We start from the raw sequence: 24,246 nt of genomic DNA on the forward strand, positions 1-24,246 counted from the left end.
CATTCTGTAAGAAACTTGGTAGAAGGGAGGCTAAGCTTATGCGGCTTGCCCACAAGATCCTTTCAGGATGACAATAAAGTGTAAACGACTATTGCTCCATACTTACCAAAGTATAAACTACAGGATACTACCCCATGCCGCGCATGATTTATACTTTATGCTTCCACGCTTACACCCCGCCCAGCTTATTCTCCGGATCATCGGGGATGTTGGGGAAGTTCTTCTGGAAGAAGGCGCAGAAATGGGTAAGGGGGCACTCCTCGCACTTGGGCCGGCGGGCCAGGCAGATGTAGCGGCCATGCAATATAAGCCAGTGGTGTGCTTTGGAGATAAGCTCCTGCGGAATGTTGGCCACCAGTTGCTTTTCCACCTCCAGCGGTGTTTTGGCGGTTTTGGTCACCAATCCCAAACGTTTGCTTACGCGGAACACGTGCGTATCCACGGCCATGGCCGGCTGGTTCCAGATAACGGACACGATCACGTTGGCAGTCTTGCGGCCCACGCCCGGCAACTTTACCAGTTCCTCCACTGTGCTGGGCACTTCCCCGTTAAATTGCTCCACCAGCATTTTGCCCAAACCAGCCAGGTGCTTTGCCTTGTTGTTGGGGTAAGAAATACTTTTGATCAGCGGAAAAACATCCTCGGGCGTAGCCGTGGCGAGTGCCTCTGCCGTAGGGTAAGCCTCAAAAAGGGCAGGCGTCACCATGTTCACGCGCTTGTCTGTGCACTGGGCGCTAAGCACCACCGCCAGTATCAGCTCGTAAGGGTTGCTGTAGGCCAGCTCTGTCTCCGGCTCCGGAAAGTGTTGGGTAAAGTACTCGATCAGGAGTTTGTAACGTTCCTTTTTAAGCATAAAGAATTATAGGGCAAGGTAGAATTACAAAGATAACCTTATTCTACTTTCTTGCTGCTTTTTGGCTATCGGATCATCCGGAGTATAATGCCTCCACTTTGGGGTCTTTAACTTAAGCGGGCTCAGTTACCTGTAAGAGCGTCCCGCTAAGATTAGTTCTCCGGAAAGCGTCCCCTACCTGTTACTTATTGTACATAGCTCAGTTAGTCTAAGACGCGGTAGGTAAATGTTGACACCCATGCAGAGTCAGGGTCTTCATGGGCAGAGAGCAAGTCCTCAGTAATCAATTCATGCTCCGTAAGCTTCACAATTCTCCTTCGACTCGGCCAAACTGCCCCTGGGCCAAGGCTGATGTATACATTCAGGGTGTCTCCGTTTATGAACCATGTTCCCCGGGCAGAGACCTGGGCCGATTCTTCTGTACATTTGGTCGCCCCATTATTGTACTCATACTGCCCATTCTTATAGTACATGTTGTAGTCGTCAAAAAGGCAGTCGGTTGAACCCTCCAAGGCATCTTGCTCTGGGCCTTTCCCTATTCTGTAAGTGCCACTAAAAGGAGCCCATTTCTTACCGGCGATAAGTGCTTGCTTAGACGGTTCTACCTCATTGTCTTTACTGCAACCAGTAAGAGCAAAGGCGCAGAAAATGGATATTGTTAATGTTAGGTGCAATACCTTTCTCATTCGTTTGTTTTATAGGTTAGGGTATGCCCCTGCTCATCTGCAGGGGCTATTTGTTGTTCTTAACCTATAGGAGTCTCATTGAAAGAGGCCTGCGTAGGAGCGGTGGCTTTAAATAACTCAGCCTGGCTTATGCGGCCTTTCGGATCGGCACCATAGCGGTTTGTTCCGTGGTCTCCGTCACCGAATAGCATCCAGAGCCCATAGAAGGGTATAAGTTGAAAAAAGCCTGAGTTGCCGCGGTCGTGGCATCTTTTGGCACCGGAAGCAAGGCTAATCCAGCTTAAGAGGAGCATGGCAACGGAAAAAAAGATGAGCATGCCGACTGCCGCTGATTCACCAGCAAAAAGTGAAACACCGAACACAAAGAAAAGGATGCCTATCACAAAGGAGATAACGATTTGCGTAACGGCGTACTCGGTCCTGCGGATTCTCCCGCTGAAAGAGAAGAGGTTTGACATAAAAGTTTGTTTAAGGTTGGAAAAGTTTCAGCTCAAGGTAAGTAATATATAGTATAATCAAAATATAATATGGAAAGATCTTAGAAGTGGCCCCACAGGGACACTGAAAGGCAGCTAAAGAAAAAGCCACCCGGCGTGGGTGGCTTTGCTATTAGGTCCTGCTTCGGCGCTCGGCCTCTTTTATTCGCTCCAGGAGCTGTTTAATCCGCTCAAGCTCCGGTTGTTCTGCCTGGAATACTTCCTGGTCCAGCTCCTGCGGAGTGGGGGAGATCTGGTTATGAGCGAGCTTGAGCAGGGCGACGTAGTTGTCGATCTGCCGACTTATCTCCAAGTAAAACTCCGGACGCTCCTGTGCCTGGTCCAAAAAGCCTTCCTTCTGGTTCTCTGCCTTGCGCACCTCTTGGTAGATGCGCATGCCCGCCTCCTGCCTGGAGAGCCCCTCCTGCTCCAGCGCGTCCATGAATTGGTTAAAGTCAAAGTGCATCGTAGGTGATAATATCGTTTCTGTGGTAATTAGAATAAACTCACCACAGAAGTTACTCCCTCTAATGGATGAGCAGCACAAAAAGCCACCTGCTGTAGGTGGCTTTTTGTGCTGTTATATCTATGATATCTTGGTAGGGGCTTGCCGGCTTGGATACCAAGTCTTTGGCAAACACAACCACACCAAATAACTGGCTATGATCGGGAGCGGCCATCCTGTTTCTGAATACCCTCTCTTTCAGCCTCGCTATCCCTCAATGCATAAAAAAAGTCTGCAGTCGGTTAAGTCTGCAGACTTAAGCTTTTTGAGTAATTTAATATGTTTTGTACCGCGCGCTCGTTCGGCGATTTCAGGGCACCGTCAAGCAGGTTCTGCAGCATAAGCAGGTCGGAGCAGCCCTCGGCTAGCTCTGAGTCTTGCAAAAACGCTGATTCCAGCTGTGCGCAGGCGTCGTCGGCCAACTCATCATAAACATACTGGATCAGTTCATTCTGTGTAGAGGTTTGTATCATACGCAATATTACTTTTCAGCATCTTTTTCCTGAGGTTGATCAGCGCATAGCGCATGCGCCCCAGGGCAGTGTTGATGCTCACACCGGTAGCGTCGGCGATTTCCTGGAAGCTCATCTCTGCGTAGTGACGCATCATGAGCACTTCCCGCTGCGCTTGTGGCAGCGTTTGGATCAGCTCGCGCAGTCGGGCGTGTGTGTCCTCCTTTATCTGGCGGGACTCGATAGAGTCCTCCGCAAAAGACATGGTGTTGAACACGTTGCTGCCGTCTTCCAGCGTGATCACCGGGCTTCTCTTCTCTTTACGGAAATGGTCTATTGCCAGGTTATGTGCAATGCGGCAGATCCAGGAAGAGAACTTGCCTTCCTCGTTATAGCGTCCGCCCTTCATGGTATGGATGGCTTTGATAAACGCATCCTGCATGAGGTCCTCGGCCGTGTACGAGTCCTTTACGATCAATAAAATAGTTGTGTAGACTTTGTTTTTGTGCCTGTTTACAAGCTGTTCAAACGCACCTTCATTACCTGCGATGTAGAGCGATACCAATGCTGAGTCGCTCATCTGGGTAGTTGTATTCATCTTAAAGCTACATTAAGTTAACGTAGAGCTTTATATCATATTGTCGCGTTTACTTGTTTTAAACAGTTTTTTTCAGAAATGTAAATCAAATATATAGAACGCCTTTTGGATGTGCAAGCTTTGATACCGGTAATAGACAAAAAAAGAAATCGCCCTCATACTTGCCGCCACCCTAAAACGTTGCGCTGCAGGCTTGTAAAGTCGTATATACGTAAGTAAAATGAAAGTTATAATGCGATGGGTTAAATTTTGTTTACCGCATATAGAAAAATGCTATCTTTCAAAGTGCAATTTGTTGGCGGTGTGCAGCTTACGAAATTTTGAAAAAATCTGCCGGAGCGGTAGCATGGGGCGTAAGTATGAGTAACGGAGCGGCGAAGGCTGGTTAGGGAGCGCTTAGGCCGGCACCCCGAGAGCCTGCCGGGCAACTTGAATGGCAGCGGAAACTATGCAAAAGCGCCGCAACTATACCATAAAATACGGACGCAAAATAAGTATAAAAACAAAAGGCAGTAGGCCGGAGCCACTGCCTTAAAATTTATGCTATGCGATGCTACTGCATCCCGGGCTCCTGGTCCAGGAGGCTGAGCAGGCCCATGCGCATCTGGAAAATGCGGGCTATACTTTTGGCCTTGTGCTTCGCCTCCTCCGCCTTGGTGCCCTCAAAAAGCTCTTCAATGGTTTGGGTGAAAAGGATGACCCAGCGCCCGAAGTGCTCCTGCTTTATAGGCAGGCGCGTGTGCTTGGGGAAGGGCTGGCCCTTGTACGCCATACTTCCGAAAAGCAGCGAGCTCCAGAAGTTATACATCACCGGCAGGTGGTGCTGCCAGTTTACCTTTGCCACGTTATTAAATACAGGCGCCAGCAGCCCATCCTCGTTTACGTGGGCGTAAAAGGTGTCAACGAGCAGCTTTACGTCTTCCTCAGTCTCTATGTCTCTCTTCATCGTTGGTAGGTTAGCAGCGCCCTCCTGTGGCAGACCGGCAGTAAATGCAGGGCTTGTTATTTTTAGCCGTTAAGTATGTTGTTGTTTGGTTGCCTTGTATTAGGGCTATCCTGCAAGTATAACAGGCGTGCTGCTGCAAAAAAATGACATGCGTCATGTATGGCAGCGAGAGGGGGGAGGAAGGGCCGGAAATAAAAAATCCTTCGAAAGAGCTGAGGAATCTTGCGAAGGATAGTCTTGAAAAATGACAGGTGCCGGTTGCTATTTTCTGCTGTAGCCTTTCAGGCGGTTCAGGATAAGCAACAGGCGGCGGTTAATCTCGCGCTCCTCCAAGGGTTTGCATTGGGCCGAGATGTCGCAGGGCTTGCGGAGTTTGGCCTCCACAGCCTTCAGGTGTTCCAGGTAACACTCCAGGGTGGTGCAGGAAACGTTTTTCAGCATGTCTTCCTCGGCCTCGTTCTCCTTTTTATACTTCAGGTTGATGGCCTTGGCAATTTCAGCGTTGATTAGTTTCGTCACTGCGTCGTCAGTCGTGATTTCCTGCTGGTACACCTGCCGCTCAATGTTCTCTAGCAATTGTTTGATGTCCAGTACTTGCATGGATTGGTGTTAGTTAAGTTTTAAATGGGTTAATAAACGTCTTACTGTACTGAAGGTACGCACCTTGCAGCCAAGCGTTAGCTCGAGAAATTATACTTTACAAATTCATAACACGAGCCCTTCTTCCAACAGGTTGGTCGTGTAATTGTTTCTGTGGGCTTTATTTGCTGGCCAGAGGCGCCTTCGGGGAGCAAAGCCCGGAACTAAAAGTAGGTAAGTGTTTATACTTTTTTCAGAAGCCATAGTTGCGTGATCGGTGCTGTTTTTAGCGAGAAATTTGGACATGGCTGATACGGAAGCAGTACGGTGGTTTTACCAGAGAAATAGCATTTGGCCAGGTCATAGCAGCATGGCAAGTATAAAAGCAGGTTCGCCCTGCCGCGGGGGTAGTTCCGGCGGCAGGGCGAACCTGTGTAGCGTTTACTTTACTTAAGAGGCATTACTCTTGTTGGCGGGCTTCATTTTCAGGTTGTAGTGTTTGCGCGCGCGCCTCTTGCCAAAGGTGCCCTTGGCGATCTTGCCTCTCCGGCTCTTCTTATCTCCTTTTCCCATAGTAAAACGATTCTTTTAAGATTGGTTTAACAGTAACCAACCATACGTTTCAGGGGTGGGGGCGGGTTGTCCCTTCGATTATACTTTATTCCAGCACCACCCGCTGCCGCACTACCTCCTGCCCGGCCAGCGCCGAAAGTATAAACACCCCGCGCAGCCGCTGCAGTTGCGCTTGTGTTAGCTGCAGGGGCTCGCCATCGTGCTGCATACTTTGCTCAAACACCACCCTTCCGGACAGGTCCTTCAGCTGCACGCGCACCGGCTGGCCTGCCGTGGCAGTAGAGATGCGCAGCTGGCAATCGCCGTTGAGGCAGGGGTTGGGCACTATCTGCACCTGCAGCGCCTGCGTGGTCTCGGGAGCCGTTACGGCTACTACGTTGCTATACTCATACTTTCCGTCGAAGTCTACCTGCCGCAGGCGGTAGTAGTTGGTGCCGGGGTTGGGGTGCTTGTCGAGGTAGCTGTACTCTATCGTTGCCACCGAGTTGCCGTGGCCGGCTACGCTGCCGAGTTTCTCGAAGGCGCTGCCATCCGCGCTGCGCTCTACCTCAAAATGGCTGTTGTTGATCTCACTGGCCGTTTCCCACTCCAGGTTGATGCCGCTTTGGGTTGCCTTTCCCTCAAACCGGGATAGCTCCACAGGCAACGGCGTAATAGGCAGGCAGGGATCATCAGAGTCCAGGCGGGCCTGCATATCCACTACGTTGGTTGGGATAGGTATTTGGATGCCTATGATGGGGATATTGATGTAAAAGAAAGTGGCTATCAGCACATCGGGCGTCTGTGTAAAGATGGTTCTGCTCACAGTAAGCTCCACGATGTTCAGGTTCTCATCCAATGCCTCACGCGTTACCAGCACCGGAAATCCACCCGACGGTGAAAAGATAAGTCCGTCTATGTCGGAGCATGCCCCACCCGTTTCGATAAATGCCGACATCACCACCAACAGGCTTGGCGAGGTCGGGCTTTCTTCCTGTATGGATTCAAAGGCTATCAAGAGGCAGTCGTTCTCGTAGCTGCAGACCCCCACTTCTTGCGCTTTCGCCTCATGGGGGGGTAAAAATAGGAAAACAGGGATACTGCACAACAACTTTAGCAGCGTGTAGATATTTTTCATAATAGGGTATGTTTGGGTTCAGAAGTAAGTATCAACAGAAGGCATACCCAGGAAGTGGGTACAGTGGTACTACTGAAGGGTGAGCAGCAGAGCACTACTCGGAGTGGTTGTTATGGTATTTACGAGCGCGGGGAGGGTATGAGCAGCGCTTGTGTTATATTTTAGTGAAAGCCCTGATTTTTTTTGTGAATCCACGCAAGGAGGCATCAGACCTGTTATTGCACTAATTGCAGGAGAAGCCACTAACAAAAAGAGTATAAAGTATAAGCTGCCTGAGCACCAACTGCAACAAAGGCCTTCAAAAAGCGGTTATCTATTCGTATCTTTACAGATTGAAAATTAGCTTAAAACAGCCTCAGCAACGGCCACTTATACTTGCCGCGGGGGCTACCCAAAGTATGGTAAACATAACCGAAGATAAACTGGACGAGCTCGATGCCCGTCAGCACATTATTATTAAAGGCGCGCGGGTGCACAACCTCAAAAACCTGAGTGTGGCGCTGCCCCGCAACAAGTTCATCGTCATTACCGGCCTTTCCGGCTCCGGCAAGTCGTCGCTGGCGTTTGACACGCTCTATGCCGAGGGGCAGCGCATGTACGTGGAGAGCCTGAGTTCTTACGCGCGCCAGTTCCTGGGACGTATGGACAAGCCGGACGTGGACTACATCCGCGGCATCAGCCCGGCCATCGCCATCGAGCAGAAGGTAAGTATAAAAAACAACCGCTCCACGGTAGGCACCAGCACCGAGATCTACGATTACCTGAAGCTGCTCTACGCCCGCATCGGCAAAACCTACTCGCCTGTTTCCGGGGAGGTGGTGCAGAAAGACACTGTAACCGATGTAGTGGACTTTATCTTTTCTTTAGAGGACGAGGCCCGCGTGATGATTCTGGCGCCGCTGCACCAGCACAAGGAGCGTAGCCTGGGCAAGGAACTGGACCTGCTGCTGCAGAAGGGCTACTCACGCATCTACGCCAACGGGCAGGTATACTTTATAGAGGAGCTGCTGGAGGAGAAGAAGCCGAACCTGGGCAAGGAAGTATACATTCTCGTGGACCGCGCCGTGATCTACAAATCCGACGAGGATCTGCAGTTCCGCATTGCCGACTCGGTGCAGACCGCTTTTTTTGAGGGCCACGGCGAGTGCCGCGTAAAGTATGGCGACGGGGAGGAGCGCGTTTTCTCCAACCGGTTTGAGCTGGACGGAATGACGTTCGAGGAGCCGTCGGTAAACTTCTTCAGCTTCAACAACCCTTACGGCGCCTGCCAGACCTGCGAGGGCTTCGGCAGCGTGCTCGGCATCGACCCGGACCTGGTGATTCCCGATAAGAGCCTGACCGTGTACGAAGGGGCTATTGCCCCGTGGCGCACCGATAAGATGAGCGAATGGCTGCAGCCGCTGCTCAAAAACGGCATTCGCTTCGATTTTCCCATTCACCGCCCTTACAACGAGCTGTCGGAGGCGGAGCAGGAGCTGCTGTGGACCGGCAACAAGTACTTTTCCGGCCTCAACGCTTTCTTCAGGGAGATTCAGTCGCAGACGCACAAGATACAGTACCGCGTGATGCTGTCGCGCTACCGCGGCCGCACCACCTGCCCCGACTGCAAAGGCTCGCGCCTGCGCAAAGATGCCAGCTACGTGAAAGTGGGCGGCAAAAGTATAACTGACCTGGTGCTGATGCCCATCACGCAGGTGCTGCCTTTCTTCCAGAACCTGCAGCTGACCGGGCACGAGCAGAACGTGGCCGATCGCCTGGTAACCGAAGTAACCAACCGCCTGGGCTACCTGGAGCGCGTGGGCCTGGGATACCTGACACTGAACCGGCTTTCCAACACCCTTTCCGGCGGCGAGAGCCAGCGCATTAACCTGGCTACTTCGCTGGGCAGCGCCCTGGTGGGCTCCATGTACATTCTGGATGAGCCAAGCATCGGCCTGCACCCCAAAGACTCCGAGCAACTGATTGGCGTGCTACGCTCGCTGCAGCAGCTGGGCAACACGGTGATTGTGGTGGAGCACGAGGAGGAGATGATGCGCGCGGCAGATCAACTGATTGATATTGGCCCGGAGGCCGGATCAGGTGGGGGTAACCTGATGTTCCAGGGGACGCTGGAAGAGCTGACCAGGAAAGCAGATACCTATACGTCCAGGTACCTGAGCGGCCGCATGGAGGTGCCCGTGCCCACGCAGCGGCGCAAGTGGCGCAATGCCATCCAGATCATCGGGGCGCGCGAGAACAACCTCAAAAACCTGAACGTGAAGATTCCGCTGGATGTGATGACGGTGGTGACAGGCGTAAGCGGCTCCGGTAAATCAACGCTCATCAAGAAAATACTGGCTCCGGCCATGCAAAAGCTACACGGCGCTACCGCAGAGGCCACCGGCAAGTTCGACAAGCTGGCCGGCGACTACGGCAAGATCGAGCACGTGGAGTTTGTGGACCAGAACCCGATAGGCAAGTCGTCGCGTTCTAACCCCGTGACCTACGTGAAGGCTTACGACGCTATCCGCACGCTGTACGCCGATCAGCAGTTGGCAAAAGCACGTGGGTTTAAGCCGTCGCACTTCTCGTTCAACATCGAGGGCGGCCGCTGCGAAGTATGCCAGGGCGAGGGCCAGGTAAAGATTGAGATGCAGTTTATGGCCGACATCTACCTGACCTGCGACAGTTGCCACGGCCAGCGTTTTAAGCAGGATGTGCTCGATATCAAGTATAAAGACAAGAGCATCTCCGACGTGCTGGACATGACCATCGCCGACAGCATCGGCTTCTTTGCCGACCAGCCGAAGATCATCGAAAAGCTGCGGCCGCTGAACGATGTGGGGCTAGGGTACATCCGCCTGGGGCAGTCGAGCAACACGCTGTCGGGTGGCGAGGCGCAACGCGTAAAGCTGGCCTCTTTCCTGACCAAGGGCATACAGCCGCACCACGAGAACATCTTGTTTATCTTCGACGAGCCAAGCACCGGTCTGCACTTCCACGACATCAGCAGGCTGCTTACCTCTATCAACGCTCTGATCGAGAACGGCAACACCGTCGTTATCATCGAGCACAACATGGACATTATCAAATCCGCCGACTGGATCATCGATCTTGGTCCGGAAGGAGGTTTGAACGGCGGCCACCTGTTGTTCGAAGGCACTCCAGAGGAAATGGCGAAGCTGGAGGATAATCATACGGCTCGGTTCCTGAAGGATAAGCTGTAGGCAAAGTATAAGTATAAGTATAAGTATAAGTATAAAGCCGCTGCAGGTATACTTGCAGCGGCTTTTTTTATTTGTGGTGCCAGATTAGTTTGCCTCTAGTCAGGTATAAACCCCACCCCAGCCCTCCCTTAAAAACAGGGGAGGGAGCTTTGTGATGCTGGGTCTAACCACTGCTGTTCCGGACTTCTTTGTCCGGAGCTTCCTCTGCTGCGGACATCCTTGTCCGCTTTTCTGCAGCGCCGGGTCCAACCACCCCTGCCCCTCCTTGTCAAAGGAGGGGAGCCTGTAATTACTCGTTCTAAAATATAAGTTTCATAGTAGCTGTTCCTACAAGTATAAACATGGCAGGTGATTACACCCCTATTGAGCTTTGCTCGCAAGTTTCGAACTCTCGTTCTCACTTGTCCTCAAGGGGACAGTTCCTATGTTATTATTTATACTTTTATTTCCAGTAGCAAAGGCAGCGGCTATCGAATCTGTTCCCAGCCTTTGGGTTGAGCGCCTTGTAGATTTCTGGTGCCCGAAAGGGCATTGCGACCGAAGGGTAGCAAAGGAAATGTACACCGCGCGATGCCCGAAGTCGAGGCCTCCCGGCCTAGGAGGGCAGAAAGTCAGCGATGCAACTATAGGTTGGTGGGGCTGTAGGATGAACGGAGACTAGCAAGGATAGCTTGTGTCAAGCTGAAGGAAGCGGTGGCTAAGGAAGTATAGCCCAAGGATAAATGGCACGAGCTGCAAGCTCGCGCCAGCGAAAGCATAAAGTATGAGTCAGGAAGTATAGCAAAGTATAAACCGGCAAGTATAGAACTACTTAAATACTCCGGTAAAGTATAAACAAGAGGTACACCATTTTTTCCTATCTTGCCGTAAAGCTTCGGGACAAGCCAAGTATTGAATTATCAACACAAAGTATAAAACATGAGAAAGAAGATTGTTGCAGGCAACTGGAAAATGAATAAAACGGCCGAAGAGGCACTCTCGCTGGTATCGGAGATCGATAACATGGTGAAGGACGAGGTGAACAGCGAGGTGATCGTGGTGGTGGCCCCTCCGTTTCCGTTTCTGCAGAGCGTAGGCAAGCTGGTGCAGGGCAACGACAAAATGCACCTGGCCGCGCAAGACGTGAGCGAGCACGGGAGCGGCGCCTACACCGGCGAGGTATCGGCTGCCATGCTCAAGTCGGTGGGCGTGGAGTATGTGATTATCGGCCACAGCGAGCGCCGCATGTACCACCACGAGGATGCCCAGACGCTGTACCAGAAAATGAAGGCCACCATTGCCCACGGCATGAAGCCGATCTTCTGCTGCGGAGAGCCGCTGGAGGAGCGCGACGCCGACCGCCACTTCGACTATGTAGGCAAGCAGCTGCACGACAGCCTCTCTTACCTCAGCAACGAGGAGTTCGACCAGGTGGTGATTGCCTATGAGCCGATTTGGGCCATTGGCACCGGCCGTACGGCCAGCAGCCAGCAGGCACAGGAAATGCACGAATATATCCGGGAGCAACTGGCCCGCATGTTCGATGCCGAGGCAGCCTACAACGCCTCTATACTTTATGGCGGCAGCTGCAACCCGGGTAACGCCAAGGAACTGTTCTCCCAGGCCGATGTAGATGGCGGTCTGATTGGCGGCGCATCGCTTAAATCAAGGGATTTTACGGATGTGATTAAATCCATTTAAAATACAATAGGAAATTGTTAAAAAGGTCGCTGGTCTGCTGGACGAGCGACCTTTTTTTGTATCTTGCCTATATTTTAACAAATTAATATTATGCAGTTACTGTTAGCGCTCTGGATTTCGCTGCTACCTTACCTGGGCGCTGCTCCTGCGGCAGAGGCAGCGCGCAACCACTGCCAGGTGTACGGGGCTGTTTACCTGGAGCGTAACCCGCTGTATAAAAACACCGCCTCGCATGTGGTGTATTTGGGCGAGCAAGAAGCCTTTGCCGACATGGTCGTTTACCGTGAGAGCAACAAGCTTTTTGCCGACGCGCCTGCCGTGTGGTTCGTGACGCCCACCAAGGCCTTTGCCAGCCACGTGCTCTATGTAACTGACCAGCGCCACCAGGCCGATTTTACTGTGCATTTTACCGATGTACGCTCTTTTGCCACTTGTCGAGAATAATTTTTACCATGGATTTTATAGAAGTAACCCTAAAAGTAAACGCTGATTTTGCGGATATACTTACTGCCGAGCTCGGAGAGCTGGGCTTCGATGCCTTTGTAGAAACAGAGGACGGCTTTAGTGCCTATGTGGAGGAGGAAAAGTATAACCAGCAGGATCTGGAGGAGGTACTGGCCCGCTACGCTGATTTTGTGCAGGTGGAGTACACGGTGCAGAAGATCGAGCGCCAGAACTGGAACGAGGAGTGGGAGCGGAATTTCGAGCCGCTGTTCATCGGCGGCCAGGTGTCGGTGCGCGCCTCGTTTCACGAGAAACCAGCCGAGGCAAAATATGATATTGTGATAAACCCGAAAATGTCGTTTGGCACGGGCCACCACGAAACCACTACGCTCATGATCGAAAACCAGCTCACGCTGGACCACCAGGGCAAGCGCGTGCTGGACATGGGCTGCGGCACTGGTATACTTGCCATCATGGCCGGCGAGCTGGGCGCTGCAGAAATTGTGGCAGTGGAGATAGAGGACTGGACCGTGGAAAACGCCCGCGAAAACGCCGAGCTGAACGGCTACGCCGGCATAGACGTGCGCCTGGGCGGAGCCGAGACCATTGCAGGCGATGCCCCATACGATATCATCCTGGCCAACATCAACCGCAACGTTTTACTTGAAGATATGCCGGCTTACAAGGCAGTGCTGAAACCTGGTGGCTACCTGCTGCTGAGCGGCTTCTACACAGAAGATTTGCCCATGATACAGCAACGCTGCGAGGAACTGGACCTGACCTACGGCTCCCACCGGGTCAAGAACAACTGGGTCTCTGCCATTTTCAGGGCCTAGCCTACGCCCCTAGAAGTATAAATTACCATCCAATCACCCAACCGCTACCTTTATGAAACAACTTTTACCCCTTATCCTGTTTTTTACGGTTCTGACGGCGCAGGCGCAGCAGGTAAAACTTTCTGCCGAGCCAGACAAGTTTGTGGCAGATGCGAAAGCGATGCTGCTGGCGGGAAAGGTTGAGAACGCTGAGGCACTTTCTGCGGACCTGGAGGAAGTATGGAGCAGCGGAAAGCTCTCCTCTAAACAGCAGAAAGAGGTAGTGGAAATCGCGCAGCGCATGTACCGCAAGCGCATGCGCACCAGCCCGCACTTCTCCGACTTCTTTACCATGCTAACTGCCGGTGTCAAGAAGCAGAACCTGCGCCCGGCGCAGCTGGATAACCTGTTGGAGGTAACGGCAAAGGCAGCTCAGCAGGAGGACGTGAAGCAGCTGGAGCAATTCCTGCGCACGCTCAGCCTGTTCATGGATCAGAATAAGTTGTTTCAGAACTCCTACTATAGCCTGCGTACCTCCGGGGGCAGCTTCAGCTTTGCCTACGAAGGGGCCAGCAAGGCGGTAGAGGAGCAGGCGGGGGACGCCGATGCATGGGGAAGCGTGTCTTGGGACGATGAACCGGCCGCAAGTGAGGATACCTGGGAAGATGACGGTTGGGGAACGGTAGCGCCAAAGCCAAAGAAAGAGGACAAGCAGAAGAACGCGCAGAAGCAGAAGGAAAGTATAAAGCGCATGTTTGTGCCAACCATGCCCAAAGTATCGGGCCCTGTGCTGAAGCTGGAGAAGGTGGCGCTCGTGTTCGTTACGCCTTGGGACTCTGCCGCTATACAGAGCACTTCGGGCCAGCTGATGCTTGCCCAGAATATGTTTGTGGGCGAGGGAGGCGAGTTTAACTGGAAGGTAAAAGGAGAGCCGGCCAAAGCTGAGTTCAACAAGTATAGCTTTAACACCAGCTTTGCCGGTTTCAAGGCCCCGGATACCAAAGTAACCTATAACGCGGTGCTGGCAGCGCCTGTGGATGGCGCCCTGGAGTGGATCAGCAGCAAGCGCAAAACTGGCAATTATCCCTACCCGAAGTTTACCTCCTTTACCAACGATGCCCGGCTAAGCAGCCTGGGAGGCGACATTGCCTATACCGGCGGGTTCTCGCTTAGTGGCGACATGATTGGCAGCCGCCCGCTGGATGGAAGCCTGTCGCAGCTGGTGGTGTCGAGGCAGGGGCAGCGGAAATTCCGCACCATGGCCCGCAACTATACGTTTGAAGACTCCGTGGTGGTGGCTAGCCGCGCTTCTGTGTCCGTGTATATGGGCCAGGACTCGCTCACGCACCCGGGCATGCAGCTGCGCTACTCCCGCATCAACCAGGACCTGACCCTTACCAAAGACAAAGGCCCTTACGCCCGCACCCCGCTTTACGACTCCTACCACAACCTGGAGGTGACGGCGGAGCGCCTGCACTGGAACCTGAATCAGCCGGAAATCGAGTTCTCCATCCTGAACACCAAAACGCTGATACCGGTGCAGCTGGAGTCCACGGAGTATTACTCCAATGTGCGCTACCAGCAGTTGGTGGGTATTGCGCCTTTCCATCCGCTGCAGGTGCTGGTAGGCTACGGGGCCAAGGTCAAGTCCAGCACCTTTTATACGGCTGACGTGGCCCGCGCCACCCGGCTGGATGAGAAGGCCGTGCGGGAAGCGGCCCAGAACATGGCCTACCAGGGCTACCTGGACTACGACCCTGCCTCCGGCTTCGTGGAGCTGAAAAACAAGGCCTGGCACTACGTAGGAGCCTCGCGCGACAAAAACGACTATGACCATATTGTGATTAAGTCGGTGGTGCCCTCCGGACGCAACGCCACCCTAAACCTGGAGAATAACAAGCTGACCGTGCGCGGGGTAAACAAGATTACGTTTAACAACGACACCGCCAGTGTGTACATTCTGCCCCGCCGCCAGGAAATACACGTGCTCAAGAACCGCGACATCGAGTTTGACGGACAAGTATACGCCAGCCGCCTGGCCCTGCGCGGCACGGAGTTCCGGTTTAACTATGATGAGTTCTCCATCGACCTGACCAAGCTGGACACCATTGCCCTGGTAACAGACAACCGCAGGGCCAGGAATAACAAAGCCAGGGAGCAGGTGATGACCAGTAGTTCGTCAGGCAAGCTGTATATCAACAAACCAGATAATAAGTCTGGTGAGAAGTTCATGGCGGAGTACCCCAAGTTCGATGCGGTGGCCGGTGCGCAGATGGCTTTCTCGCGCCCGGAGGTGGCAGGCGGGGCCTACGACAGCACCGTATACTTCGACATGCCTCCGTTTAAGCTCGACAGCCTCAGCTCAGGGAATCACAAAGTGGCCTTCGACGGCACCTTCCACTCTGGGGGCATTTTTCCGCCCATCAAGGCCAAGCTACAGATGATGCCCGATGAGACCATGGGTTTCTACTACCAGCCGTCAGCCAAAGGGCTGGAGACTTACGGCGGCAAAGGGATGGTGTATGACACGGTTATGTTGAGCTCGGCGGGTATACAGAGCCGCGGCAAATTAACCTACCTGGCTGCCACGCTGCACGCCCCGGAGTATACATTTTACAAGAATGGAGCCGTAGCAGAGGGCGGCACAGAAGTAACCATCAACGAAACGACGGTGAACGGCATTGCCTACCCGGCTGCATCGCTCAAAGGCTTTAACATGAACTGGCAGCCTCAGGCGGATACCATGTACCTGCAAACCGCAGAGGAGCCGATGAACATGTACAAGGAGGGTTATACTTTCAAAGGCGTGGCCAAGATGTCGCCGGGCGGTTTGTACGGCACCGGTGTGCTGGATAATGCAAACGCCAACGTTACGTCCGATAAGTTCAGATTCGACCAGCGCAGCTTCAGCGGCAACAATGCCCAGATGCTTGTGAAGTCGGACGTGGAGGGACGCCCGGCCATCAAGGCTCAGGATGTGGCCTTCACCTACGACATGAACACCGGTTTTGTGGACTTTGCGAGCGAGCAGAAGGGAGCGGCCAGTATGGAGTTCCCGAAAACACAGTATAAAACCTCCATGAGCAGCGCTCGCTGGGACATGAACCAGAAAAAAGTGAATCTGAAGGCCGATGAGAACGGCGGTAAAAACTGGTTCTACTCTCAACACCCCGACCAGGAAGGACTGCGGTTTATGGCCGAGGGCGGCGAGTTCAGCCTGCAGGATAACACACTGCACGCCTCCGGGGTACCCTACATTGCCGTAGCCGACTCGTACGTAGTGCCGGACAGCGGCAAGGTGGCCGTGCAGGCTGGGGCCAGCATCCGCACCCTGCGCAATGCCCAGGTGCTTACCGACTCTGTGCAGCAGCACCACAAACTATACGCCGGCAATATCGATGTACTGTCGCGGTACGAGATGCGGGGCGATGCCATGCGCGATTATTACAATGCTGCCGGCGACTCGTTTAAGCTGCACTTCGGAGACTTTGTGTACGGCAACCCGCAGCAGAAAAAGAAGCCGATTTATACGTATGCCACAGCCAGCGTGGAGGAAGGAACCGCACCGTTTTACATCTTCCCAAGAATCATGTACCGCGGCAAGGCCGTGCTGCATGCCTCTAACCAGAACATGGACTTTAACGGCGAGGTAAAGCTGAACTTCACCGGAAATCCGGAGGACTCCGACTGGTTCCCATACAAAAAAGACACCCTCGACCCGAACAACGTGCGCATCCCGATCCTGAAGCCGAAGGCCGCTGATGGCTTGCCGCTGCATACAGGCCTGCACGTGGGGGCTGGCTCCGGTACGCTCTACAACACCTTTGTGTCCAGAAAGCAGGCGGAAGAGGACCTGGACCTTTTCACAGTAGACGGGTTGCTCTCCTATGACAAGGAAAGCGGGGAATTTAAAATGGGGCGCGAGGCAAGGGCCTATGGCAATGCCTACGAGGGCAACGTGCTGCGCTACAACGAGGCATCCAACACCATCCATTTTGAAGGCCAGCTCAACCTGGTGAAGCCGAAGAAAGGGTTTAACATCACAGCCTCCGGCAGCGGAGATGCCAACGTAGATAGCAGCCGCTACAGCCTGCATACGTTAATTGCCTTTGATATGGATGTGCCGGGAGCTGCCCTTGGAGCCATGGCAGGCAACCTGCGCGGAAATGCCGCCGGGGCACCCGCCATCAGCAACGTGGATGATGCCCTGCTCTACCAGATAGGGGAATTTGTAGGAGACCGCGATGCGCGCAAGTATAAAGAGCTGTCGGCGGTGGAGTATGTGCCGCTGCCGAAACTATCCAAGAAACTGGAGCGAAGCCTGATACTCTCTGACGTAAACCTGCGTTGGTCTAACGATCAGAAGGCCTGGTACAGCGTGGGCGGCCTCGGGGTGGCCAGCAGCATGAAGGAGGACATCAACGCGCGCATGAACGGCTACCTGGAGATGAAGCAGGACATGCACGGCGACCCGGTGGTGAATCTATACTTGCAGGCCGACCAGTATACCTGGTACTACTTCAGCTTCTTTGAGAATGGCCTGACCATGGTCTCATCTGACGACAAGTTTAACAAGGCCATACGCGGCAAGTCCAAAGGCAACCGTGGCTCCTCGGCCAGCTTCGGCATATACGAGGGCCTTTCGATGGAGAAAAATGAGTTCATCAACCACTTCCAGAACATGTACCTGGGTGGGCAACCGGGCTTCAAAACCGCCACTGAGCAGGTTGTAGGCCAGCCGACAGGCAACTTCGACTTCATCTCGGAAGATGATGACAAGAAGGGCCGGAAAAAGAAAAAGAAGCAGGAGGAAGAAGGGGAGGGAGCCTTCTGATATAACCAGGAGGCATGAACGGAGCGTATAGGTGAATGCGGCGCTTAATTATTAGTTAGGAAATCAAGATTTACCTATATTTGGGCTTGTTTTGTGCCTTTTTATGCACCTGCGCCTGCAAATCGGTGCGATCTGGCAGTAGCAAGCCCCTGGTTGTAATCTGAACTGTATGGAAATAGTAGTAATAGTTGCGTTTGCCATCGTGGCCTACCTCGTCGGCTCTATATGTTCGGCTGTGTGGATAGGCAAGGCATACTATGGCATCGATATCCGGCAACATGGCAGCGGCAACTCCGGTGCCACCAATACCTTCAGGGTGCTGGGCAAAAAGCCCGGTACCATCGTAATGCTGCTCGATATCTTTAAAGGTTGGACGGCTACCTCGCTGGCCGGCTTTCTGGTGATTTTTAATGCCGTCGAGCCTGAGAATCTGATCTTTTACCAGTTGGCTTATGGTGCCATCGGCGTGCTGGGCCATATCTTCCCGGTGTATGAGCGCTTTAAGGGCGGCAAGGGGGTGGCCACCTTGCTGGGCATGATGCTGGCCATCGAGCCGGTGGTGGCGCTGGTGTGCATTGCCATTTTCGTGGTGGTGCTGTTCACCTCAAAGTATGTTTCGCTGGGCTCCATGATCGCGGCACTGGCCTTCCCAATGCTGCTGTTGCTGGTGCCCCGCTTCCATCCCGAAAACCCGATTCTTATCATCTTCGGGTTTATACTTTTCGCGGTGGTGGTGCTCACGCACCGCAAGAACATCAACCGCCTCATAGCCGGGGAGGAAAGCAAGGCCAACATCAAACTCGGCCGCAAACGGTAAAGTATAGCACGTATAAAAAGTATGAGAAAAGCCGCCCCGCCTGTAAGGGGTGGCTTTTTTTTGTATCTTTAACCCTTACTGAGTAAACCCAAACGCTATGCTTAACCAATATATCAACGATAACAAAGATCGTTTTGTAGACGAGCTGCTCGACATGCTGCGCATCCCATCGGTTAGTGCCGACCCTAAGTTTAAAGCCGATGTCATGCGCAATGCCGAATACCTGAAAGAGCGCCTGATAGAGGCCGGTGCCGATAACGTGGAGCTGGTGGAGACTGCCGGTAACCCGGTGGTGTACGGCGAGAAGCTAGTTGATCCCAACCTGCCGACCGTGCTGGTTTACGGCCACTACGATGTGCAGCCCGCCGACCCGTATGAGCTGTGGACCTCGCCTCCGTTTGAGCCTGTGATAAAGGATGGCAAGATATACGCGCGTGGCGCCTGCGACGATAAGGGACAGATGTACATGCACGTAAAGGCGTTCGAGACGATGGTGAAAACCGGCACGCTGGCCTGCAACGTCAAGTTCATGATTGAGGGCGAGGAGGAAGTGGGCTCCGTGAACCTGGGCGCTTTTGTGCGCGAGCACAAGGACCGCCTGCAGGGGGACGTGATCCTGATCTCCGACACCGGTATGCTGGCCAACGACACGCCCTCCATTACCACTGGCCTACGCGGCCTGAGCTACCTGGAGGTAGAGGTGACCGGCCCGAACCGTGACCTGCACTCTGGCCTGTACGGCGGTGCCGTGGCCAACCCCATCAACATACTGTGCCAGATGATTGCCTCGCTGCACGACGAGAACAACCACATCACCATACCCGGTTTCTACGACAACGTGCAGGAGCTGAGCCAGGAGGAGCGTGCCGACATGGCCCGCGCCCCGTTTGACCTGGAGAAGTATAAGAAAGCGCTGGATCTGGGTGATGTGCATGGCGAGGCCGGTTACGTGACGATGGAGCGCAACTCCATCCGCCCGACGCTGGATGTGAACGGTATCTGGGGTGGCTATACCGGAGAGGGCGCCAAAACGGTGATTCCTTCCAAGGCCTACGCCAAAATCTCAATGCGCCTGGTGCCTAACCAGACATCGGAGGAGATCACGGAGAAGTTTAAGAAGCACTTTGAAAGTATAGCGCCTAAGAGCGTGAAGGTGGAAGTGAAGCCGCACCACGGAGGCGAGCCAGTGGTAACGCCAACCGACTCCCCGGCCTACCAGGCAGCTGCTAAGGCTTATGAGGAGACCTTTGGAGTGAAGCCGATTCCGGTGCGTAGCGGTGGCTCTATTCCGATTGTGGCCATGTTCAAGTCAGAGTTGGGGCTGGATTCGGTGCTGATGGGCTTTGGCCTGGACTCGGATGCCATCCACTCGCCAAACGAGAGCTACGGCCTCTTTAACTTCATGAAGGGCATCGAAACGATACCTTTGTTCTACAAGTACTTTGCAGAGCTGAAGAAGTAATCTTAAAGTATAAAGTATAAAAAGGCCCGGTTGTTCCTGCAACCGGGCCTTTGGTTTTTTAGAGCATCATTTCGTCTACTGAGGGTGGGCGCAGCAGGTAGCCTATACTTAGCTTAAAGCCGAAGTTCTTCTGGTTCAGGGTTTTGGAGAAGGAGGTAAGGCCACCTGTGTTGTGCAGGCTCACGAAGAAACCATTGTCTAGTTCCAAACCAATGCCGACGGTATAACCATAGTCCCAGCGCTCAAAATCCTTCAGGTGTAAAGGGTAGTTTCCAAGTATAACAGGGTTGTCGCTGCCGGCGCTTTGGCTGTCTACGCGCTTCACCTGCGTAGACTCGCCCACCAGGTAGCCCACATAAGGGCCGCCTTCCACAAACAAACCGCCTTTCTGCAGTTTTAGCATCAGGGGCAGCGTCAGGTAGTGTAACCGGTGATCATCGGTCAGCACCTCGTCCGCACTGATGGGGTAATTGTCGTAAACAAAGCCCTTCTGCTCGTATTGCAGCTCTGCCTGCAGGGCCAGCCGCGACACAAACTCATAGCTAAGTATAAGCCCGCCATTAAACCCAGCCAGGTTGTTTGTGAGGCTGGAGGAGCCGTCGGAGCCCTGCACCCTGGACAGGTTGCCGCCCACCTTGGCGCCCAGGCGGGCGTATTGCGCCTGCGCCAGCAGTGCCGGCACAAGTATAAACAGCAGTAGTAAAAGCGTCTTTCTCATAGCAGGCAGGGATTGTGTGTATAGTTTAATGATACTGCTGCCAATGAGAATAGGTTGAGAAGCAAAAAAGCCAGCCCTACCAAAATGGCAAGGGCTGGCTTAGGCATTACAGGAAAAGAAAATTCTTATCTGGAGGCCGAGAAGTTCAGGCCGAGCGTCAGCATGATGGTGGAGTGCCGGGCGTCGGTGAAGTTCTCATCATCAAAAAACTCGGTGGAGGACTTGTCCATAAAATCGGTGACACTGCCGTTGTAGCGCACGCCCACGCTCAGCATGCCGCTAGTAATACCTATACCAGCAGCGTAGCCAAGCTCAAAGTCCTTGATGTCGCCTTTGCTGATTTCGGTGGTGGCGGAGCTGGTGCGGTCCCCGTTCATGTACTCCTTGATGTTGTTGTTCACGCTGAGCAGGTAAGAGGCCTGCGGACCAGCCTCGAAGTAGATGGGGCCAGCTTTGATACGGGCCAGCACCGGCAACTCGAGGTAATTGTAGTTCATGTTGCCCTCCCGGCGGAAGGTGCCGCCCACCGGCAGAGTTACTTCGGTGTCCTCATACTTAAAACCTTTGTTGGAGTATAGCAACTCAGGCTGTACCGAGAAAAAATCGCCCACTACCGGTATGTTGTAGGTAAGGCCGCCATGGAAGCCCACCTTGTTCTCATACCTCGACTCGTCTTTCAGGTCGCCGGAAAGGTTGGAGAAATTAGCGCCTCCCCGAACACCCAGCTCAGACTGGGCCTGCGCCACCGTAAATGATGCCAGCGCGATGGTTAATGATAATAATAGCTTCTTCATACTTTTATAGGTTAACGTATGCGGCACCCGGGGCCACATACTCTGTGGTTAATAAATTGTCCTGGAGCAGCCTTTCCTACAAGACTTCGGCGGACGGTGCGCCAGCGGCTTTCAGGTTCTCCTGTTCCGGGTATCTAGCAGATATCAACAAGCAGGCCAAAGTATAGCCTTACGGTATATAGTATCTGAAAATATGTGTGGGCACTATGCACAGGGAAGTGGCATAGGGGCAAAAAAAAGTTCGGCGCTTAGCCGAACTTTTAGTTTTTCGATAGTTTTATTTCATACTAAAGGCAATCTTACCGGCCAGGCAAAGTATAAGCCAGCGTGAGCATGAATACGCTATTGCGGGCATCGGAGATGTTATCGTTGTCGTAAAGTTTGGAGATATCGCCGTTATAGCGCACGCCCACGGTAAGCCCCGAGGCGCCAGCGACAAAGCCCACACCTGCAGCGTATCCTAAACTAGTCCGCTTAAAGTCGTCGAGGTCATCCTGTATGTTGGTGCCGTTCAGTTCGATATCGCCCCCTACCCGGAAGGATACCTGCGGACCTGCCTCGAAGTAAATGGGTCCCGCATTAATGTGGGCCAGCACCGGCACATCGATATAGCTCACCTTCACCTTAAAGTCGTCGTCATCCGACTCCGCCCCCTTCAGGGAGAACAGCAACTCGGGCTGTATGGCGAAGAACTCATCGGTGGTTAGGAAGAACTTGGAGGTTAGGCCGGCATGGAAGCGGAACATCCTGTCGCTGGCGAAGGAGTCATCGCCCGAAAAACCGCTGTAGTTAACACCTGCCCGCACACCTATACTTTGGGCATCGGCGGCAAAAACGGTTGCCAGCAAGAGTGCAAAGATTAATAAGGTTTGTTTCATAGCTTTTCTTCATTGGTAAAAAACTTCTGTTCTTGTCAGCGCCTATCAGGTTCGTGGCTAACAGTCGTATGGTATTACGCAAGGTTCGCGGAAAAGTATAGGCTCAAAGTATAAACTTGGCGATACAGGAGTACAATTTAGGGAGTATAAAGTATGAATAAGGTAAACAAAAAGCAGCAACCGGGTATGGCTGCTGCTTTTGTTAAGTTATTGTTAAACAGGTTTATTTGCTGTGCTGTTGTTAGCCTGCCCAGCCTTCGCGGTCGAGGCTGCGGTACTGAATAGCCTCTGCTAAATGTTCAATTTTTATCTCTTCGATGCCTGCCAGGTCGGCAATGGTGCGGCTCACTTTCAGGATACGGTCGTAGGCGCGTGCCGAGAGGCCCAGGCGCTCCATGGCCGTTTTCAACAGCGTACGGCCCGCCTCATTTATCTGGCATATTTCCTTCACCATCTGCGAAGGCATCATGGCGTTGGAGTGAATTTGCGGCACGTCCTTAAAGCGCTCCGTTTGCACGTCGCGTGCCTTCATCACACGCTCCCGCACAGAGGCGCTGTCCTCAGCCTTACGCGTAGCAGTCATCTCGTCAAACGTAACAGGGGTCACCTCCACGTGCAGGTCGATGCGGTCCAGCAGCGGGCCGCTTACCTTGTTTAAGTATCGTTGCACCACACCGGGGCCGCACACGCATTCTTTCTCAGGGTGGTTGTAGTAGCCGCAGGGGCACGGGTTCATGCTGGCCACCAGCATAAAATTAGCCGGGAAATCAATGGTGGTCCTGGCGCGGGAAATGGTCACGCGGCGCTCCTCCAGCGGCTGGCGCATCACCTCCAGCACCGTGCGCTTAAACTCGGGCAACTCATCCAGGAACAGCACCCCGTTATGCGAGAGCGAAATCTCGCCAGGCTGCGGCACGCCACCGCCTCCCACCAGGGCTACATCCGAAATGGTATGGTGCGGGGAGCGATAGGGGCGTGTGGTCAAGAGTGAGGCGGCCTCGCCCAGTTTGCCCGCTACCGAGTGTATCTTGGTTGTCTCCAGTGCCTCGTGCATTGAAAGGGGAGGAAGTATGGACGGCAGGCGCTTGGCCAGCATGGTCTTACCGGCTCCCGGCGGGCCGATCATAATCAGGTTGTGGCCTCCGGCAGCGGCTATCTCCAGGGCACGCTTAATATTTTCCTGTCCCTGCACATCCGAGAAATCAGCAGCGTACTGGTCGGCGGTGTTGCCGAAAAGCTCGCGGGTATTTATCACCAAAGGCTCAATCTCTCGGGCACCATCCAGAAACTCAATCGCCTCCAGTATGTTGTTCACCCCGATCACGTCCAGGTTGTTCACGATAGCGGCCTCCTGCGCGTTCTGGGCCGGAAGTATAAAACCTTTAAAACCCTCCTTGCGGGCTTGTATGGCAATGGGCAGCACGCCCTTTATCGGCCGCAGCGAACCGTCCAGCGACAGCTCTCCCATGATCATGTATTGCGAAACCTTGTCGGCGGAAATTTGGCCGGAGGCGGCCAGGATGCCCATGGCCAGCGTGAGGTCGTAGGAGGAGCCTTCCTTGCGGATATCGGCGGGAGCCAGGTTGATGACGATCTTCTGGCGCGGGATTTTGTAGCCAAAGTGCTTCAGGGCCGACTCGATGCGCTGTTCGCTCTCTTTTACGGCATTGTCGGGCAGGCCTACCAGGAAGTATTTGGTGCCGGGGCTAACGTTAACCTCTACGGTGATGGTGTAGGCATTGACGCCCTGCACGGCGCTGCCAAAGGTCTTAATCAGCATGTTTGCTTTCAGTTGGGAGTGTAGGTTCTCAGG

At 53.5% G+C, this 24,246-nt stretch carries 21 protein-coding genes; 7 read left to right on the forward strand and 14 right to left on the reverse strand.

Annotated elements, in window-relative coordinates; all coding sequences use genetic code 11:
- Nucleotides 1–169: 169 nt before the first annotated feature.
- The 10 genes from nth to C8N40_RS03485 all read right to left on the reverse strand — a co-directional run bounded on the left by nth (nucleotide 170) and on the right by C8N40_RS03485 (nucleotide 6,785).
- The gene (gene nth / locus C8N40_RS03440; protein ID WP_108210355.1) at nucleotides 170–853 is read right to left on the reverse strand and encodes an endonuclease III; all 684 of its coding nucleotides are present in this window, start codon (nucleotides 851–853) and stop codon (nucleotides 170–172) included.
- A gap of 203 nt (nucleotides 854–1,056) precedes the next feature.
- Nucleotides 1,057–1,539, reverse strand: a complete 483-nt coding sequence (locus C8N40_RS03445) for a hypothetical protein (protein WP_108210356.1) — start codon at nucleotides 1,537–1,539, stop codon at nucleotides 1,057–1,059.
- 59 nt (nucleotides 1,540–1,598) lie between these two features.
- Nucleotides 1,599–1,997 carry a DUF805 domain-containing protein gene (locus C8N40_RS03450; RefSeq protein WP_108210357.1) on the reverse strand — a complete coding sequence of 133 codons (399 nt, stop codon included), beginning with the start codon at nucleotides 1,995–1,997 and terminating at the stop codon, nucleotides 1,599–1,601.
- Nucleotides 1,998–2,148: 151 nt separating this feature from the next.
- Complete coding sequence (locus C8N40_RS03455) at nucleotides 2,149–2,481, reverse strand: hypothetical protein (RefSeq protein WP_108210358.1); 333 nt, start codon at nucleotides 2,479–2,481, stop codon at nucleotides 2,149–2,151.
- A 281-nt stretch (nucleotides 2,482–2,762) separates the two neighbouring features.
- Entirely contained in the window at nucleotides 2,763–2,993 is a 231-nt protein-coding gene (locus tag C8N40_RS03460; RefSeq protein WP_108210359.1) for a hypothetical protein, read from the reverse strand.
- On the reverse strand, nucleotides 2,968–3,570 hold the full coding sequence (locus tag C8N40_RS03465) for an RNA polymerase sigma factor (protein WP_092105356.1): 603 nt from the start codon (nucleotides 3,568–3,570) through the stop codon (nucleotides 2,968–2,970). The genes C8N40_RS03460 and C8N40_RS03465 overlap by 26 nt, the downstream gene beginning before the upstream one ends.
- Nucleotides 3,571–4,123: 553 nt before the next feature.
- Nucleotides 4,124–4,516 carry a group III truncated hemoglobin gene (locus C8N40_RS03470; protein WP_108210360.1) on the reverse strand — a complete coding sequence of 131 codons (393 nt, stop codon included), beginning with the start codon at nucleotides 4,514–4,516 and terminating at the stop codon, nucleotides 4,124–4,126.
- Nucleotides 4,517–4,777: 261 nt separating this feature from the next.
- A complete protein-coding gene (locus C8N40_RS03475) occupies nucleotides 4,778–5,116 on the reverse strand; it encodes a hypothetical protein (protein ID WP_092105351.1) in 339 nt (112 codons plus the stop codon).
- Between the two features lie 429 nt (nucleotides 5,117–5,545).
- Nucleotides 5,546–5,668 (reverse strand): 30S ribosomal protein THX, encoded by a 123-nt coding sequence (locus tag C8N40_RS03480; protein WP_108210361.1) that lies wholly within the window; start codon nucleotides 5,666–5,668, stop codon nucleotides 5,546–5,548.
- A gap of 85 nt (nucleotides 5,669–5,753) precedes the next feature.
- Complete coding sequence (locus C8N40_RS03485) at nucleotides 5,754–6,785, reverse strand: hypothetical protein (RefSeq protein WP_146173502.1); 1,032 nt, start codon at nucleotides 6,783–6,785, stop codon at nucleotides 5,754–5,756.
- 398 nt (nucleotides 6,786–7,183) lie between these two features.
- On the opposite strand from C8N40_RS03485, the gene uvrA reads away from it, so the two are divergent.
- From uvrA to C8N40_RS03520, 7 genes are all read left to right on the forward strand, one after another.
- Complete coding sequence (gene uvrA, locus C8N40_RS03490; RefSeq protein WP_108210363.1) at nucleotides 7,184–9,991, forward strand: excinuclease ABC subunit UvrA; 2,808 nt, start codon at nucleotides 7,184–7,186, stop codon at nucleotides 9,989–9,991.
- A 918-nt stretch (nucleotides 9,992–10,909) separates the two neighbouring features.
- Nucleotides 10,910–11,671, forward strand: a complete 762-nt coding sequence (gene tpiA, locus C8N40_RS03495; RefSeq protein WP_108210364.1) for a triose-phosphate isomerase — start codon at nucleotides 10,910–10,912, stop codon at nucleotides 11,669–11,671.
- Nucleotides 11,672–11,761: 90 nt separating this feature from the next.
- Entirely contained in the window at nucleotides 11,762–12,115 is a 354-nt protein-coding gene (locus tag C8N40_RS03500) for a 7(1) septoil knot domain-containing protein (protein ID WP_170114007.1), read from the forward strand.
- Nucleotides 12,116–12,123: 8 nt separating this feature from the next.
- A complete protein-coding gene (gene prmA, locus C8N40_RS03505; protein ID WP_108210365.1) occupies nucleotides 12,124–12,951 on the forward strand; it encodes a 50S ribosomal protein L11 methyltransferase in 828 nt (275 codons plus the stop codon).
- Nucleotides 12,952–13,003: 52 nt separating this feature from the next.
- Nucleotides 13,004–17,764, forward strand: a complete 4,761-nt coding sequence (locus tag C8N40_RS22575) for a hypothetical protein (protein WP_170114008.1) — start codon at nucleotides 13,004–13,006, stop codon at nucleotides 17,762–17,764.
- A gap of 169 nt (nucleotides 17,765–17,933) precedes the next feature.
- Nucleotides 17,934–18,581 (forward strand): glycerol-3-phosphate 1-O-acyltransferase PlsY, encoded by a 648-nt coding sequence (gene plsY / locus C8N40_RS03515; RefSeq protein ID WP_108210366.1) that lies wholly within the window; start codon nucleotides 17,934–17,936, stop codon nucleotides 18,579–18,581.
- 97 nt (nucleotides 18,582–18,678) lie between these two features.
- Entirely contained in the window at nucleotides 18,679–20,043 is a 1,365-nt protein-coding gene (locus C8N40_RS03520; protein ID WP_108210367.1) for a dipeptidase, read from the forward strand.
- A gap of 58 nt (nucleotides 20,044–20,101) precedes the next feature.
- On the opposite strand, the gene C8N40_RS03525 is transcribed toward C8N40_RS03520, so the two are convergent.
- The 4 genes from C8N40_RS03525 to C8N40_RS03540 all read right to left on the reverse strand — a co-directional run bounded on the left by C8N40_RS03525 (nucleotide 20,102) and on the right by C8N40_RS03540 (nucleotide 24,213).
- Entirely contained in the window at nucleotides 20,102–20,761 is a 660-nt protein-coding gene (locus tag C8N40_RS03525) for a porin family protein (RefSeq protein ID WP_108210368.1), read from the reverse strand.
- A gap of 125 nt (nucleotides 20,762–20,886) precedes the next feature.
- Nucleotides 20,887–21,555: a porin family protein gene (locus tag C8N40_RS03530; protein WP_108210369.1), complete on the reverse strand. Its 669-nt coding sequence runs from the start codon at nucleotides 21,553–21,555 to the stop codon at nucleotides 20,887–20,889.
- A gap of 299 nt (nucleotides 21,556–21,854) precedes the next feature.
- The gene (locus tag C8N40_RS03535) at nucleotides 21,855–22,433 is read right to left on the reverse strand and encodes a porin family protein (protein WP_108210370.1); all 579 of its coding nucleotides are present in this window, start codon (nucleotides 22,431–22,433) and stop codon (nucleotides 21,855–21,857) included.
- Between the two features lie 241 nt (nucleotides 22,434–22,674).
- On the reverse strand, nucleotides 22,675–24,213 hold the full coding sequence (locus C8N40_RS03540) for a YifB family Mg chelatase-like AAA ATPase (protein ID WP_108210371.1): 1,539 nt from the start codon (nucleotides 24,211–24,213) through the stop codon (nucleotides 22,675–22,677).
- Between the last annotated feature and the right edge of the window lie 33 nt (nucleotides 24,214–24,246).

The sequence above is a fragment of the Pontibacter mucosus genome, from assembly GCF_003054055.1.
Classification (GTDB): domain Bacteria; phylum Bacteroidota; class Bacteroidia; order Cytophagales; family Hymenobacteraceae; genus Pontibacter; species Pontibacter mucosus.

Coding starts and splice junctions, on each gene's coding strand:
- C8N40_RS03480 (WP_108210361.1), bottom strand. CDS start 5,668: ATGGGAAAAGGAGATAAGAAGAGCCGGAGAGGCAAGATCGCCAAGGGC.
- C8N40_RS03455 (WP_108210358.1), bottom strand. CDS start 2,481: ATGCACTTTGACTTTAACCAATTCATGGACGCGCTGGAGCAGGAGGGG.
- prmA (WP_108210365.1), top strand. CDS start 12,124: ATGGATTTTATAGAAGTAACCCTAAAAGTAAACGCTGATTTTGCGGAT.
- nth (WP_108210355.1), bottom strand. CDS start 853: ATGCTTAAAAAGGAACGTTACAAACTCCTGATCGAGTACTTTACCCAA.
- C8N40_RS03520 (WP_108210367.1), top strand. CDS start 18,679: ATGCTTAACCAATATATCAACGATAACAAAGATCGTTTTGTAGACGAG.
- C8N40_RS03535 (WP_108210370.1), bottom strand. CDS start 22,433: ATGAAACAAACCTTATTAATCTTTGCACTCTTGCTGGCAACCGTTTTT.
- C8N40_RS03450 (WP_108210357.1), bottom strand. CDS start 1,997: ATGTCAAACCTCTTCTCTTTCAGCGGGAGAATCCGCAGGACCGAGTAC.
- C8N40_RS03460 (WP_108210359.1), bottom strand. CDS start 2,993: ATGATACAAACCTCTACACAGAATGAACTGATCCAGTATGTTTATGAT.
- C8N40_RS03500 (WP_170114007.1), top strand. CDS start 11,762: ATGCAGTTACTGTTAGCGCTCTGGATTTCGCTGCTACCTTACCTGGGC.
- C8N40_RS03475 (WP_092105351.1), bottom strand. CDS start 5,116: ATGCAAGTACTGGACATCAAACAATTGCTAGAGAACATTGAGCGGCAG.
- tpiA (WP_108210364.1), top strand. CDS start 10,910: ATGAGAAAGAAGATTGTTGCAGGCAACTGGAAAATGAATAAAACGGCC.
- C8N40_RS03445 (WP_108210356.1), bottom strand. CDS start 1,539: ATGAGAAAGGTATTGCACCTAACATTAACAATATCCATTTTCTGCGCC.
- C8N40_RS03540 (WP_108210371.1), bottom strand. CDS start 24,213: ATGCTGATTAAGACCTTTGGCAGCGCCGTGCAGGGCGTCAATGCCTAC.
- C8N40_RS03485 (WP_146173502.1), bottom strand. CDS start 6,785: ATGAAAAATATCTACACGCTGCTAAAGTTGTTGTGCAGTATCCCTGTT.
- C8N40_RS03525 (WP_108210368.1), bottom strand. CDS start 20,761: ATGAGAAAGACGCTTTTACTACTGCTGTTTATACTTGTGCCGGCACTG.
- C8N40_RS22575 (WP_170114008.1), top strand. CDS start 13,004: ATGAAACAACTTTTACCCCTTATCCTGTTTTTTACGGTTCTGACGGCG.
- uvrA (WP_108210363.1), top strand. CDS start 7,184: ATGGTAAACATAACCGAAGATAAACTGGACGAGCTCGATGCCCGTCAG.
- C8N40_RS03465 (WP_092105356.1), bottom strand. CDS start 3,570: ATGAATACAACTACCCAGATGAGCGACTCAGCATTGGTATCGCTCTAC.
- C8N40_RS03470 (WP_108210360.1), bottom strand. CDS start 4,516: ATGAAGAGAGACATAGAGACTGAGGAAGACGTAAAGCTGCTCGTTGAC.
- plsY (WP_108210366.1), top strand. CDS start 17,934: ATGGAAATAGTAGTAATAGTTGCGTTTGCCATCGTGGCCTACCTCGTC.
- C8N40_RS03530 (WP_108210369.1), bottom strand. CDS start 21,555: ATGAAGAAGCTATTATTATCATTAACCATCGCGCTGGCATCATTTACG.